Origin of the sequence: Dyadobacter sp. CY345 (assembly GCF_021502725.1) — a bacterium.
GTDB lineage: Bacteria > Bacteroidota > Bacteroidia > Cytophagales > Spirosomataceae > Dyadobacter.
In genome coordinates this window covers 35,466-52,562 of the sequence record NZ_JAKFFS010000003.1, presented here as the reverse complement: position 1 = coordinate 52,562, position 17,097 = coordinate 35,466, and the positions used below count along the sequence as shown (strand labels likewise).

Annotated in this window: 14 protein-coding genes; 8 read left to right on the top strand and 6 right to left on the bottom strand. The window is 41.1% G+C overall.

Translation table 11 applies throughout. The annotated features are described in order from the left end of the window. The first annotated feature begins 77 nt into the window (after positions 1-77). The 4 genes from prmA (at position 78) to L0657_RS14020 (ending at position 7,988) form a co-directional block, all read left to right on the top strand. Positions 78-914: a 50S ribosomal protein L11 methyltransferase gene (gene prmA / locus L0657_RS14035; protein WP_235151445.1), complete on the top strand. Its 837-nt coding sequence runs from the start codon at positions 78-80 to the stop codon at positions 912-914. Positions 915-1,001: 87 nt separating this feature from the next. After that, on the top strand, positions 1,002-5,666 hold the full coding sequence (locus L0657_RS14030) for a hypothetical protein (RefSeq protein ID WP_235151444.1): 4,665 nt from the start codon (positions 1,002-1,004) through the stop codon (positions 5,664-5,666). Positions 5,667-5,819: 153 nt separating this feature from the next. Then, positions 5,820-6,476 (top strand): glycerol-3-phosphate 1-O-acyltransferase PlsY, encoded by a 657-nt coding sequence (gene plsY / locus L0657_RS14025; RefSeq protein WP_235151443.1) that lies wholly within the window; start codon positions 5,820-5,822, stop codon positions 6,474-6,476. Between the two features lie 144 nt (positions 6,477-6,620). Further along, positions 6,621-7,988, top strand: a complete 1,368-nt coding sequence (locus L0657_RS14020) for a dipeptidase (RefSeq protein WP_235151442.1) — start codon at positions 6,621-6,623, stop codon at positions 7,986-7,988. Between the two features lie 187 nt (positions 7,989-8,175). Here the strand turns inward: L0657_RS14020 and L0657_RS14015 are convergent, their stop codons facing one another. Continuing rightward, complete coding sequence (locus L0657_RS14015; RefSeq protein WP_235151441.1) at positions 8,176-9,408, bottom strand: tetratricopeptide repeat protein; 1,233 nt, start codon at positions 9,406-9,408, stop codon at positions 8,176-8,178. Positions 9,409-9,516: 108 nt separating this feature from the next. On the opposite strand from L0657_RS14015, the gene hpt reads away from it, so the two are divergent. Both hpt and L0657_RS14005 read left to right on the top strand, forming a co-directional pair. Further along, positions 9,517-10,047 (top strand): hypoxanthine phosphoribosyltransferase, encoded by a 531-nt coding sequence (gene hpt, locus L0657_RS14010; RefSeq protein ID WP_235151440.1) that lies wholly within the window; start codon positions 9,517-9,519, stop codon positions 10,045-10,047. Positions 10,048-10,166: 119 nt separating this feature from the next. After that, entirely contained in the window at positions 10,167-11,567 is a 1,401-nt protein-coding gene (locus L0657_RS14005) for an MBL fold metallo-hydrolase RNA specificity domain-containing protein (RefSeq protein ID WP_235151439.1), read from the top strand. A gap of 379 nt (positions 11,568-11,946) precedes the next feature. Here the strand turns inward: L0657_RS14005 and L0657_RS14000 are convergent, their stop codons facing one another. Then, positions 11,947-12,483, bottom strand: a complete 537-nt coding sequence (locus tag L0657_RS14000; protein WP_235151438.1) for a CopD family protein — start codon at positions 12,481-12,483, stop codon at positions 11,947-11,949. A 240-nt stretch (positions 12,484-12,723) separates the two neighbouring features. Here L0657_RS14000 and msrA point away from each other — a divergent pair, with 240 nt between their 5' ends. Both msrA and L0657_RS13990 read left to right on the top strand, forming a co-directional pair. Further along, complete coding sequence (gene msrA, locus L0657_RS13995; protein ID WP_409015060.1) at positions 12,724-13,398, top strand: peptide-methionine (S)-S-oxide reductase MsrA; 675 nt, start codon at positions 12,724-12,726, stop codon at positions 13,396-13,398. Between the two features lie 140 nt (positions 13,399-13,538). Further along, on the top strand, positions 13,539-14,057 hold the full coding sequence (locus L0657_RS13990; protein WP_235151437.1) for a hypothetical protein: 519 nt from the start codon (positions 13,539-13,541) through the stop codon (positions 14,055-14,057). 66 nt (positions 14,058-14,123) lie between these two features. On the opposite strand, the gene L0657_RS13985 is transcribed toward L0657_RS13990, so the two are convergent. From L0657_RS13985 to L0657_RS13970, 4 genes are all read right to left on the bottom strand, one after another. Further along, positions 14,124-14,891 (bottom strand): hypothetical protein, encoded by a 768-nt coding sequence (locus tag L0657_RS13985; protein ID WP_235151436.1) that lies wholly within the window; start codon positions 14,889-14,891, stop codon positions 14,124-14,126. Positions 14,892-14,963: 72 nt separating this feature from the next. Further along, positions 14,964-15,686 carry an RluA family pseudouridine synthase gene (locus L0657_RS13980; protein ID WP_235151435.1) on the bottom strand — a complete coding sequence of 241 codons (723 nt, stop codon included), beginning with the start codon at positions 15,684-15,686 and terminating at the stop codon, positions 14,964-14,966. 177 nt (positions 15,687-15,863) lie between these two features. Further along, positions 15,864-16,574, bottom strand: coding sequence for an ABC transporter ATP-binding protein (locus L0657_RS13975; protein WP_235151434.1), 711 nt, complete (start codon positions 16,572-16,574; stop codon positions 15,864-15,866). Between the two features lie 34 nt (positions 16,575-16,608). Then, entirely contained in the window at positions 16,609-17,073 is a 465-nt protein-coding gene (locus L0657_RS13970) for a hypothetical protein (RefSeq protein WP_235151433.1), read from the bottom strand. Positions 17,074-17,097: the final 24 nt, after the last annotated feature.

The following is a 17,097-nucleotide window of genomic DNA, read 5'->3' as shown; positions in this document are numbered from 1 at the left end:
CTTTTTAATGTTCTCTCTCTCCTTGAATTTCTAAAAAAATTCAAGACCTTCACCATAGCATATCCATAACAAATCGCATGAATTACGTAGAAGTACAACTCGAACTCGATTCTGACTTTACAGAAATATTAATGGCCGAACTGGCCGAGGCTGGATTTGAATCATTCGTCGAAACCGACGAAGGGTTATCCGCTTATATCCCGGAGGAAGATTTTAATGAAACAGTCTTACAAGAGCTAATCGCCAAATACAGTGAGACTACCGCAATAGCAAGTTCATGGAAATCGTTAGAAAGGAAGAATTGGAATGAGGAGTGGGAAAGAAGTTATGAGCCTATTGAAGTAGGAAAAGAAATACGTGTTCGCGCTACATTTCACGAGCCGGATCCAAGTTTCACTTTCGATCTGCTGATCCAGCCAAAAATGTCTTTTGGAACCGGTCATCATGAAACAACATGGCTTGTGATGAATGAGCAACTTAATCTCCCTCACAAGGGTCTTTCGATTATGGATGTTGGTTGTGGGACAGGCATTTTAGCCATTCTGGCTTCAAAACTGGGTGCAGAAAGTTTACTGGGTTTTGATATTGACGAATGGGCTGTCGAAAATACAGCAGAAAATTTTGCAATGAACGGATTGGGAGAGGAGGCGGAAGTCTTTAAAGGGACGATTAACGAAGTGCCTGCCGATAAGCAATTCGGTGGAATTCTGGCAAATATTAACCGAAACATTCTGCTCGACGAGATCCCAAAATATGTTTCTCATTTATTGCCAGGCGGATGGCTTGTTACCAGCGGATTTTATGAAATGGATCAGGCTGATATCGAAAATTGCGGAGCAGAAAATGGACTTGCCAAATTAAGATCCAATACACGCAACCAATGGGCGACGGTCATTTTTGAAAAGAATAAATAGATAAATGTTTAAGATACTGAATTTCTAATTGCTGATTTTCAGTATCTTAAATTCAAAACACTAAGATCAAACTCTGCTAAATACTACATGAAGATCTTTCGTTACTTCCTGTTATCTTGTATTATTTTACTCGGAGGAAAAAATCTCTCCGCTCAAAACCTCAAAGCCTCCGACGATCCTGGTCAGTTTATGGTGCAACTCAGGAAACTGATAGACGGCAGCAAAAACCCGGTTTACATCCGGTCGACAGCCCAGCTGGACAGTCTCTGGATGAGCTCCGTAAGTTCGCCGCAGCAAAGTAAATTTATCGGGGTTGTAAAAACGCAATTTTCAAAAGGACAGAAAGCAGGTCCGATCCTTCATTTGCTGATTAAAAATACAACCACATTGTTAAAAGGACAGGGAGACGTTGACGGGTTTCTCGACCTGGCCGCTAAATCTGGCGAAAAATATGATGCAAAGACCATGCAGCGGATCCTTGAAACAGTCAAAAATACAATAGAAACCAACAAGCTATACACATCAAATTTTAACTCACTTTATCTGCTTAGCGGTACTTATAAGTTCCGTTTTGATACCACCAGCGCCGCAGTTGTTGAAGCGCAAAAAATTCAGGCGGCTGATAATTGGGATACTCCCGTTGATTCCAACTTGGTAATTGCTCCAAAATCAAAACCTTTGCCGCCGGTTTCAGGAGCTGTAATTGATCTTCAAAATGCTGTTCTGGGCATGGTTGCTACTGGCGATTCTGTTGCCTTTGGACCAACTACGGGAAGTGTGTCCCTGAAAGACGGAATTTTTGCGGGAAAGGGTGGAAAATTCAACTGGCAGACGGCAGGCGACTCATCAATCTATGCTGATTTTGATACCTATTCTTTTAATATAACCCAGCCAAAAATAGTCGCTGAAAATGTGACATTGCACAATGAAAGCCAGCTAGCCAATCCAATCAAAGGCACTCTGGAATATCGAAGTGTTAAAAGATCCAGAAGCCAGCCGGCGCAATACCCGCGTTTTGTTTCCAATAAAAATGATGCGCAGTTAAAAGCATCCAGGAAAAACATCGCTTATAAAGGAGGTTTTGCATTAATCGGAACAACCATGTTCAGTACGTCGCTCAGTGATGAACCATCTAAAATAACCGTCTCTTTTCAGGATAAACCTGCATTTTCTGCAACCAGTAAAAAATTCTCACTTAAAGATTCTGTAATTTCTGCCCCGCTGGCTTCCTTTACAATGCCGATGGGAAATGATTCATTATATCATCCGGGCGTCACTTTTATTTACAATGACCTGGAAGGACAAGTGAAACTTGGGCGTGCCGAAAAAACTGATTTTGGACCGTTGCCCTATCAGGATTCTTACCACAAAATGAATATCTGGGCCCAGTTGATGCGCTGGACTTTTCCAAACGAAAAAGTTGAATTTACCCGGATTGACGGTAAGCAGGTTGTACCGGTAAAACTCGAATCTTTTGATTTTTTCAAGAAAGAACGCTTCCGTGGTATCGCTCAGGAATTCGGTTTTCAGCCTCTTCTGATGGCAGCAAATTATACACAGACTGAAAAAAAACCTTCATTTCTGGCCGAAGATCTTGCCAAAAAATTCAAACAGGATCCGGTAATCATTCGTCGGGCTTTACAGAGATTGGCACTGGAAGGTTATTTCAAATATGACAAAACAACGGACGAATATTCCGTATCAAAAAAAGGGATTTTATATGTTCTGGGAAGCCTTGATAAAACGGATTATGACAATTTCCAGGTAAGCTCTCAATTTGCTTCGAATGATGAAACTGCTAATGCGACAATTTCGCTGAAAGATACTTTGCTGACAGTGCTCGGCGTAGGTCGTTTCATCGTGAGTGATTCATTGAAAATATTTGCCATCCCATCTGACAAAAAACTGGTCATTGGCCGTAACAGGGATTTTTCTCTAAACGGACAGTTGGTTGCAAACAATTACCAGTTTCGGGGACAAAATCTTAAATTCAACTACGGACAGTTTTTTGTAAATGTTAGTCCAAACGACTCAATCACATTTACACCAAAGGAAAAATTTGCGAAAGGACAAGGCGGAGAAGTTGGTGGCCACGTGAAATATGAAAAAGGCGGGACTTTCTTTTTAAGTGACCCTGCAAACAAATCAGGTGTTCAAAAGGGCAAAAAGTCGCCGCGGCTTGTTGTGCCTGATGGTATGATCGTATACTTCGATCAACCGGAAAGAGGAACAATCCTATATCCCCGGGAAGTCTTCTTTAAAATTCCTAAAATTGATATGGACGGACTGGATCAGCGCGATGTAATCTTCGACGGTACTTTCAATTCAAACGGAATACTTCCTCCGATTCAGACTATTCTGAAAAGTATGCCCGACAACTCTCTGGGTTTTGAGTATAAGCCGCCAGTGACCGAGTTGAAGTTATATGGAGGAAAAGCGATGGCACGTTTTACAGATACGCTGACTATGGATAACAGCGGCCTAAAATCAAAAGCGGTTATGCGTTACCTGTCTGCTTCGATGACGGCGAAAAATGTATTAATGACAGCCGATTCTTTACTTGCTTCGGGAGAAATTGCCAGCATCAAAGAGGCTACGATCGGCAAAGGATATTTTCCTGCGGTAGAATTAAAAGATTATGCGCTGCGCTGGTTTCCAAATTCTGACAGCATGTTTATCAATACGCAGGGAAAATCTTTTTCATTTTATAAAGGGACAACCAGTCTTGAAGGCGGTTTGCTGCTGAGGTCTTCCGGACTTTACGGAAATGGAAAACTTAAACGTCCGGACTCAGAACTGACTTCGGATGATATTAAATTCAATAAAGATGGTTTTTTGGCAAACAGATCACTCTTCGTAATTAACGGCGGGCAAGCAAAATCTTCCAAAAATATCCTCACAGGCCGAAATGTAAATATCGATTTTAACATCAAAACTTCGGTCGTGAACTTCGTTACCGATTCGACTGGTTTTGATTCTGATTCTTCGGGTATGGAGCTTCCGGCTGCGTCGTATAAAACATTGATTGCTACTGCCAAATGGGATATTTTGAAAAAAACCATTTTGATGAAAGGGTTTGGCGAAACGTCGTCTTACACCTCACTTGCTCCTGAACAGGAAGGATTGACTTTTGAAGCTTCGGAAGGCGTTTACGATGTCGAAAAAGTAACCCTGAACGTGCGCGGCGTTCCCTTTATCCGTACGGCCGACGTCAAAATTATTCCTGACAAAGGCATGGTAAGCATTGGTAGTAACGGACAAATCGCGCCATTGAAAAAGGCCAGAATAGAAATCGATACTTTAAATGCCTCCCACCGTTTGCGTGATGCAGATATTAAAATTGATTCCCGGAACCGGTTTGAAGGCTCTGCAACTTATCAGTATATCACGGCCCGGAAAGATACCTTTAATATCAAAATGCAGAATTTTGAATTAAGGGAAATTGAAACCGCGGCAGAAGGAAAAAAATCAAAAGGAAATACTGAATCCGGACCGATCCGGTATTATACCACAGCAAAAGCAGATATCAAGGAAGCTGAAAATCTGATCCTTTCTCCAAGAATTCAGTATAAAGGTGATATCAACCTGATCGCGTACCAACCGTCGCTTCAGCTTGAAGGATTTGTAAAGCCTGTGATTAAATTCCGCAAAGATTTCCAGAGTTCCTGGATCGTTTACAAAGACACGCCTGGTGAAACTGTTGGTATAAAAATAGACAAAAACCTGCGCAATGAGCATGATCTTCCGCTTTCAGTTGGTTTGCATTTCAATGAAAGCCGGGGAATGTATATGTCATTTTTGTCGCCAAAAGAATCTGACGGTGACCAGGATATTTATCTTGCACAAGGAACCTTGAACTATGACGAAGACAACAAAGCCTTCAAAGTTGCTCCGCCAGCGGGGCCAGACGGGCTTGTGGACGAAGGAAATACGCTTACGTTTGATGATAAAACCGGAATTGCATCTTTCTCTGGCCCCATGAAATTTACGTCTTCGGACTGGCTTCAGTCGGCAGGAATTGCCAATGTGCAGGTTGATAGTTCACGGTTTACTTTCAATTCAATGCTGCTGATGAAGCTGTCAGCACTGGAACCGGTTTTACCTCAGCTGGCTGCAAAAATCGTTGAAACAAATCTTGAAGAACAGAATAGTACGGCTGCGGACGACGATGCTGAAAACCTGAACAGGAAACTTTCAGCGCTTATCGGTTCAAAAGGTGTTGATGCTTATCTCAAACTTTCGGCTGCGGGATATAAGCCATTGTTCGATGCCTCGCCGACACTTGATGCGCCAATTGCCCTGTCCAGCGTTGACTTACACTGGTCGCCGGTTCATAACGCTTATTTTTCACAAGGACCGATTGGTGTTTCCCACTTTGGGAAAAATAACATCAATGCACAGATGGAAGGTGTCCTGGAAATTCGTCGGTCTGAGCTTGGTGACGAATTTAGTATGTATCTGCAAGCCTCACCCGACGTTTGGTATTATTTTGATTACAAAGAAAAAGAACTGGGGATTGTATCGTCACAAATGGATTTTAACGATCTGGTTACTTCAAAAGGTGCCAATTCAAAATCGAAAGATATGTCGCTGGTATCTATTGGCGTGGAAGAGAAAGATTTGTTTGTAAGCCGCTTTGACGACTTCTATCAACCAGCAGTCAAAAAGGCCAAGCTAACCAAGACCGTTAAGAAAAAAGTTGTTCCGGCAGAAGAAAAAAAGAAGAAAGAAGAAAAAGCCGAGGGTTTCTGACAGTCAAATCGTTAGATACGGAATTTTATTTTTTGACTAACAAAACCTATTTTTGCGTTTTGATGTTAAAATACCGTTTACTTGCTTAATTGGCTAAAGAGCCGTATTTTTAAGAAACTTTTAAAGTTCAAATTAACCTACTTATAATACAAAATGAGCATTGCCTTATTCATAATTACGACAATAGCCGCCTATTTATTAGGATCCATCCCTAGTTCGGTATGGTACGGAATTGGTTATTTCGGAATTGATGTACGTAAACACGGAAGTGGAAATGCAGGAGCTACCAACACATTCAGGGTGCTCGGCAAACGTGCTGGAACTATTGTTATGCTTATCGATGTCATGAAAGGCTGGACGGCAACCTGCCTGGCTTCCATGTTGTTTTACATGGGAACAATTGCCGAGGGGGATATCTTGATGTACAAGATCATTTTTGGTATTATCGCCATAGTTGGGCATATTTTCCCGGTCTTCGTTGGATTTAAAGGCGGAAAAGGGATTGCTACATTGCTAGGTATGGTGCTGGCCATTCACCCGGAACTTGCAGCATTAAGTATCGCCATTTTTATATTGACATTGATTGCCTCTCAATATGTTTCTTTAAGTTCAATTCTGGCCACTTTGGCGTTTCCGGTCATGTCCTTACTTGGCGTTTTCGGTCAGCCTGAAACATTGCTCGTGATCTTTGGCTTTGTGATGTTTGTTCTAGTTGTGATTACGCACCAGAAAAACATTGTCAGACTGCTGAACGGTAACGAGAGCCGTGTGAACATTTTCGCAAAGTCAAAATCGAAAGGACATTCCTGAGAAACAAAAAAATTAGAAATACCGACCCCTAAGGTAATTGCCTTAGGGGTTATTTTTTTAAATTCGGCACAACTTAATCTTATAGATTTGCATATTGTAATCGTATCAAAAACGGTTAATATTTTAATTTTAGACTGATAAAAAATGAATGACTACATCGAAAAAAACCGAGATAAATTTTTAAACGAACTTTTAGACCTGATCAGAATTCCCTCGGTAAGTGCTGATTCAAAGTTTAAAAACGATATGATCAAAGCCGCAGAATTTGTGCGTGATAGCATCGCCGGTGCAGGAGCGGATAAGGCAGAAATTTATGAAACGCCGGGACATCCGATTGTTTATGGTGAGAAAATAATTGATCCCGCTCTCGCGACAGTTTTAGTTTACGGACATTATGACGTTCAGCCGGCAGACCCATACGAATTATGGGATTCGCCGCCTTTCGAACCTGTAATTAAAAATGACCGTATCTATGCCCGCGGCGCCTGCGATGACAAAGGTCAGTTCTATATGCACGTAAAAGCACTGGAAACAATGCTGGCAACAGATTCTTTGACCTGTAATATCAAGATTATGATCGAAGGAGAAGAAGAAGTTGGTTCTTCTCATTTGGAAACATTTGTCAAAGAAAATCGCGGGATGCTGAAATGTGATACCATTCTTATTTCAGATACAAGCATGATCGCAAACGATGTACCGTCCATTGAAACAGGACTTCGTGGATTAACCTATCTTGAAGTTGAAGTTGTGGGTGCTAACAGAGACCTTCATTCGGGCGTATATGGAGGCGGTGTGGCAAATCCGATTAATGTGTTGTGTGAGATGATCGCATCGCTTAAAGACGAAAACGGGCATATAACCATCCCAGGGTTTTATGACAATGTGCAGGATTTATCTCAAACGGAAAGAGATGCGCTGAATGCTGCGCCCTTCGATCTTGAAGAATATAAGAAAGATCTTTCAATTGCAGATGTGGCAGGAGAGAAAGGTTATTCGACGATTGAGCGCACTTCTGTCCGTCCTACGCTGGATGTCAATGGAATTTGGGGCGGTTATATTGGTGAGGGAGCAAAAACAGTTCTGCCATCAAAAGCGAACGCCAAGATATCAATGCGCCTCGTACCAAATCAAACGGATCAGGAAATTTGTGATCTTTTCACCAAACATTTTGAAGCCATCGCGCCGTCTTCGGTGAAGGTTAAAGTTGTTCCGCATCACGGCGGCTTGCCTTATGTTACACCAACCGATTCTATGGAATACAAAGCGGCAGAAATGGCAATGGAAGAATCTTTTGGTAAAAAGCCAATTCCAACGCGTGGAGGCGGAAGTATTCCCATCGTAGCATTATTTGAGCAGGAGCTGGGAAGAAAAAGTATTCTGATGGGTTTCGGCCTGGATATTGATGGCCTGCACGGACCGAATGAGAGTTATGGTCTGTTTAATTTTTACAAAGGCATTGAAACGATTCCTTTGTTTTTCAAGCATTATGCCAAATTGAAAAAAGGGGAGTAGGTTTTTTGGTTGTTTATGCGGGGGCGAAAGTGGCTTATGATTAGTCTGCCTTTTATTACCCCTCCGACGGCCAAAGAGGCTTATAATTATTGACGGCTGCTTTTTATTACCCGTCCGACAGCGAAAAAGCCGTCGGACGGGAGGCCCGTCGGATGGTTTTTTCACCATCCGACGGGTAATAAAACATCTATTTTCTCCTATTCCGGCGCTCTTCTCTTTTCAGCTTTTTCAGGCTGTCAATATGTTTTTTAGCCTCTTTGTCCTGGCTTGAATTACGGTCTGCTTTGTCGTCGGCGAGTTTGTAATAACTCAGTGCTTCGTCATAGTTTTTTTGAAGTTCTGCTATTTTTCCCAAACCTAAAAGTGACGACACATAATAACCGGCATTCATCGAATTTGTCTGCGTGGAAAAATCAACTGCTTTTTTGAAATACTGACTGGCCAGATCGTAGTTCCGGTAATACTGCATGTTGTAGAAACCAAGAACATACGCTGCATTTCTGCCACTTACTCCTTCATATCCCGGCATTCCCTGACTTATTTTATTGAGAATATTTTGTGCGGCTTTTTCAGCTTCACCTGTTTTTCCGGTAACGAATGCGGTCCGGCAAAAATATCGTTCGAAGTATGGATTATTCGGATAGGTCTGCCACATGTACTTCGCCATTTCATAGGCTTTTCCATATTCATTTTCCATGCTGTAAATCTGCAAAAGGAAATATCTGGCCTCAACCCTGGTATAAAATGCGTTGTTTCCAACCTTTTCAAGCTGTTGTTCACCCAGTTTTTTATTGCCCTTTGGGAAAAAAGCTAAAATTGGTTTTAGGAGTGGATACTCATTGGGTACCCATTGCGCATAGTAGTTATAGAGTCCATCTCCAAAAAGGAGCTCCGGAGATAAGTCACCATTTCCTTTACAAATCTCCAGATATTTCAGCGCGCTTTTTCCCGCAAATGTCGCCTTTGTCCATTGTTTGCGTTCGGAATACAGACGACCTTTGAATGCGTGCGCTGCTGCGAGAAAAAATGCAGGCTCAATTTTATTTTTTTCGTCTTCATACAAGGTCTCCGCGAGCGTAATGGTAGAGTCCATGTGCGCCAGGAATTTTTTGTCATACGTCTCAATATCTGTATTTGGCACAATCTTCCACCATTCAGCCAGGCCCATCAAAAAATGAGGCATTGGATGTTTGGGGTAGCGATAGCGCAGCCAGCGGAATTCTGCATCAGCTTCGGCAAATTTGTAGTTATACAACATGTTAATTGCCTCTGTCGCTTCAATCTGGACTCCCGGATTCTTAAGAACCATATCATAATTCTTGTCCAGTTCGGCCGAGGAATATAATTGGGCAACAGCAGAAGTGATCGAAAGAAAAATAACAAGAACGTAAGCAATAGGTTTAACCAGCACTTTTTTCATAATTAAGCTTAAAAATCTGTCAATATTAACGTTCGATTCATATTTTACGTTTGCGGGGAAGTGTGTTTTTGAAAAAAGAGTTAATATTACTGTTTAAGAAAATCCGACATGATTACAATTCACGATAAAACATTTACTCCATTCATTTCCCAGGAGGTTATTGAAAAACGTATTGCTGAGCTTGCAGCACAGATTAACACTGATTATCAAGGCCGAAAGCCTTTTTTTCTGGTTGTCCTCAATGGTGCCTTTCTCTTCGCTTCCGAGCTTGTAAAAAAAATTCCACTTTCCTGCGAAATAACTTTTATCCGGTTGTCGTCGTATTCCCAAACAGAATCTACCGGAAAGGTACGGCAAATCATTGGTTTGGAAGAAAAGCTTATCGATCGTGATGTAATAATTATAGAAGATATTGTAGATACCGGCCTCACCATGCACCAATTACTCCTGCAAATCCGGGAGTTAGGTCCAAATTCTGTTGAAATTGCTACGTTGCTCCACAAGCCCGAGGCGATCAAAAAGCCGATTGATCTGCGTTATGTCGGCTTTGAAATCCCGAATCGTTTTGTCGTTGGCTATGGCCTGGATTATGATGGCCTGGGCCGTAATCTGGATGCGCTGTATGTATTGCCTGAATAAACTGCATTTACCAAAATGCAGAATTGTATCTTTTCAGGATAATTTTAAATCAATTTGTGTAATTCTGATTGAATTTCCTCAAATTGAATTTTTAATATTTATCAAAAAGCCACTATATCATGCGAATTCAGTTTTTTGGCGCCGCGCGCACTGTAACGGGCAGCAAGCATTTGGTTACTACTGAAAAAGGTACAAAAATATTACTGGACTGCGGATTATTTCAGGGAATTCAAACGGATGAGTTCAATCAGGAATTTGGATTTAAACCAGCCGAAGTTGATTATCTGGTTCTTTCCCACGCCCATATTGATCACTCAGGCTTAATTCCACGACTGGTCCGAAAAGGTTTTTCCGGACCCATTTTCTGCACTGCGGCAACGGCTGATTTGTGCCGGATCATGTTAATGGATAGCGCACATATCCAGGTGAAAGATCTCGAAAGAATTAATAGAAGACGGGAAAGGCAAGGCAGGCCATTATTAGAAGAATTATATAACGGTGAGGACGCTGAAAAAGCATTGTCTCTGTTACGGGCCGTGCAATATAATCAGACATTTCACCTTGGAACAGACAACGAAGTGGCCGTTTTTTTCACAGATGCGGCGCACATTTTGGGGAGTGCTGCTGTTCATTTGAGTATCCCTGATAAAGGAACTTTCAAAAAACTGACATTTACGGGAGATATCGGTCGCCCGGAAGATCATATTTTGCGAAAACCTGACCGCTTCCCGCAAGCTGACTTTATTATCTGTGAATCAACTTATGGAGATAAACTGCACGAAAAGGAGACGGATATGCAAGCCCATCTACTGCGGGTGGTACACGAAACTTGTGTGGAAAGAAAAGGAAAAGTCATTATTCCCGCCTTTGCCATCGACCGGACGCAGGAATTAATTTATGCCCTCGACCAGCTTTCCAGCTCAGGTAAACTTCCCCGAATCGACGTTTATATTGACAGTCCGCTGGCAATCCGCGCCACTAAAATCATGAAAGAACATGAAGAATGTTTCAATCCTGAAATTTTGGAATATATCGAAAAAGATGGCGACGCTTTTGCTTTTCCTAACCTGCATTATATTTCTGACGTAAGCGAATCCATCGCCTTAAACGATTCAAAAGAACCTTGCATTATCATTTCTGCGTCGGGTATGGCAGAAGCCGGCCGTATTAAACATCATATCAAAAACAACATCAATGACCCCAATTCCACGATTTTGCTCGTAGGATATGCTTCGCCTAATACTTTGGCAGGTGCGTTGAAAAGGGGAGATGATGAGGTAAATATCTTTGGGGAAATGTATCCGGTCAAAGCACAGGTAGAAGTGATGGACTCATTTTCTGCGCATGGTGATTATAACGAAATGTTGCAATTTCTTTCATGCCAAAATCCTGAACATGTTAAAAAAGTATTTTTGGTGCACGGAGAATATGAGACGCAGGTTTCATTTAAGATCAAACTTGAAAGGGCTGGATTTAAGGATATCCACATCCCGGCATTATATGAAAGTGTAGAAATTTAGAAACAAAAAAGGAGCCTCGATGAAGCTCCTTTTTTGTTTCTGATATAAGATTATTAGCTGGTATGTCTATCAGCAATCAATCTTCTGTTCTTTAATAATAACGTAGTTGATCTGGACGGTTTACCATCGATCCATTCAATGATAAAAAATGGCAAAGAAAGGATTGACGTCAAAATCAATGCTAATACCATGATAACTGCAAACCAGATTTTGGCTATGAAATATATCGTTTTATTTAAGTAAGTCATGATCGTCAAGTTTTGTATGTAACAAATAAACAATTATATAAATAAAAGAACCATACCAGAACGTCGTCTTATTTAATATTTATTAAAACGCTTATTATCAAGGAATAATTTATCTTGTTTGAAAAATACTATTATTTACTTTCTCGAAGTTTTTTGACAATTTTCACAGCCGACATAATTATAACTGCAAAGGCGATCAAGCCTAATACACCCCAGATCCAGTCGACAGAATTTTTAAGTACTACTAGAAATACGATTGAGAAAAGGAAAATGGTTGCCACTTCATTCCAAAGCCGAAGCTGAATAGAGCTAAATCGAAATTGTCCTTTTTTTATTTCCAGTATTAGCTTCCTTGTAAAAAAATGATATCCGACCAAGCCGAGTACGAAAGTCAGTTTCATATGCATCCAGCCCTGGCTAAGCCAGTCAGGTGTGATGTAGATCATGATCGATCCGGTAATTAATGTTAGCCACATGGCCGGAACCATGATGGCGTTCCAAAGCAATTTTTCCATTTTTTGAAACTCTGCACTCAAAGCCTCTTTAATGGCATCCGCCTTTCCTTGTGCCTCGGTATGATAAACAAGCAATCTTGGCATATAAAAAAGCCCCGCAAACCAGCTGACGACGAAAATTATATGGAGTGCTTTAAAATGTAAATAGGTCATTTTTACTGGGGTGATGATTATACAAGCCGGTTGTTTGGTGACAACATATTAAATCGATGTAATGATCCATTTCGGAATCCTGCATCGTATATGAATTGTCATAAATTGTAGAAATCGTCTACAATGGTTACAAGTTTAAAGCGTTTGTTTTCTCTCTTCGCTGAAAAAGTTTTAATACAAACTTTATGCTTTGAATAACTGTTAACCTGATACAAGTTTAAAATTAACTATATACTTTCGATGAAACCAATCGTCCCGATTTTCACATTCGTTCTGATGTGCTGTATGGTGGTCATATCTTGCGCACAATCTGATAAAAAGCAGAAGAAAAAAATGAGTAATGAATCTTCCGTATCGACTCCAATTGATACTGCAAATACACAAGTCGCAACTTTCGGAACCGGGTGTTTCTGGTGTTCCGAGGCTTTGTTCGAGACATTGGACGGGGTAAAAGACGTTGTTTCCGGCTATTCAGGAGGTCACGTTAAAAACCCAAGTTATAAAGAGGTTTGTGAAGGGACTACCGGTCATGCCGAGTGTATTCAGGTGATTTACGATCCTAAAAAGATCACTTACACGGCTTTACTCGAAGCATTTTTCAGAGGTCATGATCCGACAAGTTTAAACCGTCAGGGAAATGATGTTGGCCCGCAGTATCGTTCCGTTATATTTTATCATAACGACGAGCAGAAAAAACTTGCCGAAGAAGCAAAAGCTGAGTTGAACAAATCAGGCGCATACGCCAAACCGATTGTGACCGAAATTACGAAGGAACAAACCTTCTATACTGCCGAAGATTATCATCAGGATTATTTTGCCAAAAATCCTGATCAGGGATATTGTGCATTCGTGATCGCGCCAAAACTTGACAAATTCCGTAAGGTATTTCATGATAAATTGAAGAAGAATATTTAGGTATTAAACCGCACAATGCAGCAATGACCCCTTTGATCATTGTGATTTTCCGTATAATAACTATCAATGGCACAAGTTTTGAAGCGATGTATTAAACGCTTTAATTTGTGCCATTATTTCTACTAAATCAGTCTATGAAAATGAAAAACATTCTATCAACGCTATTCGTTATCGCGATTCTCGGAATTTCGTCACAGTCTGCTTCTGCGCAGGAGCAATTTCAAAAAGGAGATAAATTATTAAATGTTGGAATCGGTGGAGGCGGCTACGGTTTCTATGGCGGTGGTTTTGCTGTTGGAGGCTCTTTTGAAGTCGGCGTACACGAGTTCATCAGTGTTGGTGGTCAGGCGGATATAAACTTCTATGATGGTAGCTATGGTTTTAGTCCTAACAGTAGTTATGTATCTGTGCCAATTGCTGCAAGAGGATCTTATCACTACGGAAAGCATTTTCTTACAATTGATGCTTTAGACCTTTACGCTGGCCCGGTATTGGGTTTTAGTATTGATGGTAACGAGTATTATAGTGGAACTTCAATCGTTATCGGGGTACAAGCTGGTGCGAGATATTATTTTAAACCGGCAATGGGTGTTTTTGCAGAGTTTTCAGGCGGAACGAACGTAATTCCTGCGAAAGTGGGGCTTTCATTTAAGTTTTAAAATTTAAGTCATAAAACAAAAATCGGCTGGGATTGATATCTCAGCCGATTTTTTATGCCTTTTAAATTAAAACATCATTCTTAGTGATAAATATCCTGAATTCGTAACCGGATTAAAACCCGGTCCAAACTTCAAAGAGATCGGCTCTCCTCTTCTCAATAGCTCTCTGCGGATTCTCGTAGCTTTTGATCCGTTTCTCCCTGCTTTGACAAAGCCAATTGTTCCGAAAGTTGCACCGCCTATCAGGCCGCCGATTAAAAGTAAGGCTCCGGTACCTTCATTATTGTTATAATTGTAACTGCCATAACCGTTGTAGCTATATCCGCTGTTTGTTATTAAAGCGGTACCAACACCCATAGAAATTGTTCCAAGGACGGTCCAGACAATTCCGGATACTAATCCTTTCTTCGATCTGGATTTATAATATTGATATGACTGCCTGAGCTGGTTGGTTTTTTGCGCAAAAATAGTTTCATCAAATTTGTTTGCTGGGAGTGGTTGCGGTTTCAGTTCTACTGGTTTTGCCCCACCTTCTTCCTTAAAAAATTCGTTACTTGAAGTCTCCGAAAAACTAGCAACATCGCCATTTCCGTAGAGCACTGACGCAATTTCTGTCTTATTCACAGAGAAAACCGGGCCATCCGGATCTGTTAGTTTTTTATATTTAATAACCTTATCCTCAACCTCCTGGATAGAAACCTCGATTTTGGAATTGTTTTTCAGGATAATGATATCCGGTTTGCGAGTAGTCTGTCCATTGCAGATACTGGTTAGGCCAACCAGAAAAATAAAAAGCGTAAGTGTACTTTTAGTCAAGGATAAAATTAACTTCATAAACTATTGAGAAGGATTGAAAGATAGTAACTTATGGACAGATTGTTTATTAGGGCAATTGGATGTTAACAATTAAACTCCGAACTTATTCAGCTGCTTCACCAACACTTCAAAATCCTTCGGATATGGTGCTTCAATTCTCACGCGTTCGCCATTCATCAAGGCAAAAGAAAGTGAAAACGCATGAAGGGCAACACGCTGAATCAGTGGCTGTTCCTCTGTTTCTTTCTTAAGATTAAATTTACGTTTCAGGCTGGAAAGAAAAATTTGCTCGCCGCCATATTGCGGATCGCAAACAATCGGTGCTTTCAGGCACGAAAGGTGGATACGGATCTGGTGCATCCGTCCCGTGACCGGGATACATTCAACCAAAGTGTAACCGCGATATACTTTTAAAGTGTTAAATATAGTTTCAGCAACTTTTCCTTCTGCGCGATCAATCTTCACGGCCGTACCATTTTTCAATGCTAAAATCGGCAGATATACAGAAATACCTTCCAGGTTGTGAATGCCGTTGGTTACGGCGTGATAACGTTTGGTTACTTCTCTATGCTCAAACTGCATGGCCAAATGGCGATAAGCTGCGGGATTTTTAGCAAATGCCAGAACTCCGGAAGTTTCCTTATCCAGTCGGTGCGCTGCTTGTAATTCAGGATTATGTGCTTTTGCAAGGCGTAAAACACTACCGCCACGGTCGGCGGTACGCTCATCCAACGTCGCCAAATGTGGCGGTTTATTAACGAGAAGAAAGTCCTCGTCTTCAAATAAAATTAAGTCTGCGAAATTGATTTTCATAATTTAACTAAGTACTGTATTCCAGTCGGTTTGTGCATTTTAGGACCGGTTCTTACTTATCAGTGAAGTCTCTGACGAGTGAAAAGAACGATAAACGGTTATAACTAATTCCATTACAACAGCATATCTCTTTTTTTATCAAAGTTAACTATTTTGTACTTAGCATTAAAATTCGCATCAAACCAGCTGGCTGACCTTTGTTGGATTTGGATTTATCGTATCGGACTCCACCAAACCGTCACGGAGACGAATAATTCTGTGTGCATAATGCGCAATATCCTCTTCGTGGGTAACCATCACGATCGTATTTCCTTTGCTATATAACTGGTCAAAAAGATCCATAATTTCATAGGAAGTCTTGGAATCAAGATTTCCCGTTGGCTCATCGGCCAATAAAATACTAGGGTCGTTTACAAGCGCTCTCGCAATGGCAACACGTTGGCGCTGACCGCCGGAAAGTTCATTCGGCTTATGCCCGGCGCGGTTTTCCAAACCTACATTTTTCAGAGAAAGCATCGCCTTTTCTGTCCGGTCGGCTTTGTTTAATCCTGCATAGATCAATGGAAGAGCCACGTTATCGAGAGAGGACATTCTGGGTAAAAGGTTGAAAGTCTGAAAAACAAAACCAATTTCCTTGTTGCGGATTTCGGCCAGTTCGCTTTCCGTCATATCACTTACGTCCTTATTATTCAGAATATATTTTCCTGTACTTGGTGTATCCAAACAGCCGATAATATTCATCAAAGTTGATTTCCCGGAACCTGACGGCCCCATGAAAGCGACATATTCTCCTTTGCTAACAGAGATTGTTACTGATTTCAAAGCCTGGATAACCTCACTGCCCATCACATAACGTTTTGAGATATCGGTCGTTTCAATGATTTTCATACAGAAATTATGGTTTGATAGGAAAGTTTAGTTTTCATGTAGACGCCACCGCGGCGGCGGCGGCTTTTTGAAAATACCCATAAACAAAAAGCCCGGCGAGAACCATAACCGGGGACATATTGTCTACTTCAATATCGCCTTTGTTTTTCCAGACACTGGGTTTGGAATAAACCGCCTGATCCTGACCGCCAACAATTTTCCAGCTCTTCCTCATCCACGAGTCGAAAGCCCAGTTGCAAGATCTGTCTTCATAAGTAATCACCGCAGAAGTTTTCCAGAAATTGTATTCAATATGTCCAAGTTGCTTTACTCCTTCAATATCCAGAATCGCGGTTTTTCGATTCCAGAAGCCAGTGGTTTTAAACCGAACCATATATCCGTCCAGTTCGCCATAAGCATCATCTTTCCAAAGGTTACGTTTTAACAGACCGACGATCAGTTTCCCACGAAAAATACGTGTCTCCTTTCCGATCATTGTTGATGTCCACTGTAACGTCATAGCTAATTCGGAATTTTGAGAAAT

Excerpts from the sequence above, each read along its gene's own strand:
- prmA (WP_235151445.1), top strand. The coding sequence starts at position 78 with ATGAATTACGTAGAAGTACAACTCGAACTCGATTCTGACTTTACAGAA.
- L0657_RS14030 (WP_235151444.1), top strand. The coding sequence starts at position 1,002 with ATGAAGATCTTTCGTTACTTCCTGTTATCTTGTATTATTTTACTCGGA.
- plsY (WP_235151443.1), top strand. The coding sequence starts at position 5,820 with ATGAGCATTGCCTTATTCATAATTACGACAATAGCCGCCTATTTATTA.
- L0657_RS14020 (WP_235151442.1), top strand. The coding sequence starts at position 6,621 with ATGAATGACTACATCGAAAAAAACCGAGATAAATTTTTAAACGAACTT.
- L0657_RS14015 (WP_235151441.1), bottom strand. The coding sequence starts at position 9,408 with ATGAAAAAAGTGCTGGTTAAACCTATTGCTTACGTTCTTGTTATTTTT.
- hpt (WP_235151440.1), top strand. The coding sequence starts at position 9,517 with ATGATTACAATTCACGATAAAACATTTACTCCATTCATTTCCCAGGAG.
- L0657_RS14005 (WP_235151439.1), top strand. The coding sequence starts at position 10,167 with ATGCGAATTCAGTTTTTTGGCGCCGCGCGCACTGTAACGGGCAGCAAG.
- L0657_RS14000 (WP_235151438.1), bottom strand. The coding sequence starts at position 12,483 with ATGACCTATTTACATTTTAAAGCACTCCATATAATTTTCGTCGTCAGC.
- msrA (WP_409015060.1), top strand. The coding sequence starts at position 12,724 with ATGAAACCAATCGTCCCGATTTTCACATTCGTTCTGATGTGCTGTATG.
- L0657_RS13990 (WP_235151437.1), top strand. The coding sequence starts at position 13,539 with ATGAAAAACATTCTATCAACGCTATTCGTTATCGCGATTCTCGGAATT.
- L0657_RS13985 (WP_235151436.1), bottom strand. The coding sequence starts at position 14,891 with ATGAAGTTAATTTTATCCTTGACTAAAAGTACACTTACGCTTTTTATT.
- L0657_RS13980 (WP_235151435.1), bottom strand. The coding sequence starts at position 15,686 with ATGAAAATCAATTTCGCAGACTTAATTTTATTTGAAGACGAGGACTTT.
- L0657_RS13975 (WP_235151434.1), bottom strand. The coding sequence starts at position 16,574 with ATGAAAATCATTGAAACGACCGATATCTCAAAACGTTATGTGATGGGC.
- L0657_RS13970 (WP_235151433.1), bottom strand. The coding sequence starts at position 17,073 with ATGACGTTACAGTGGACATCAACAATGATCGGAAAGGAGACACGTATT.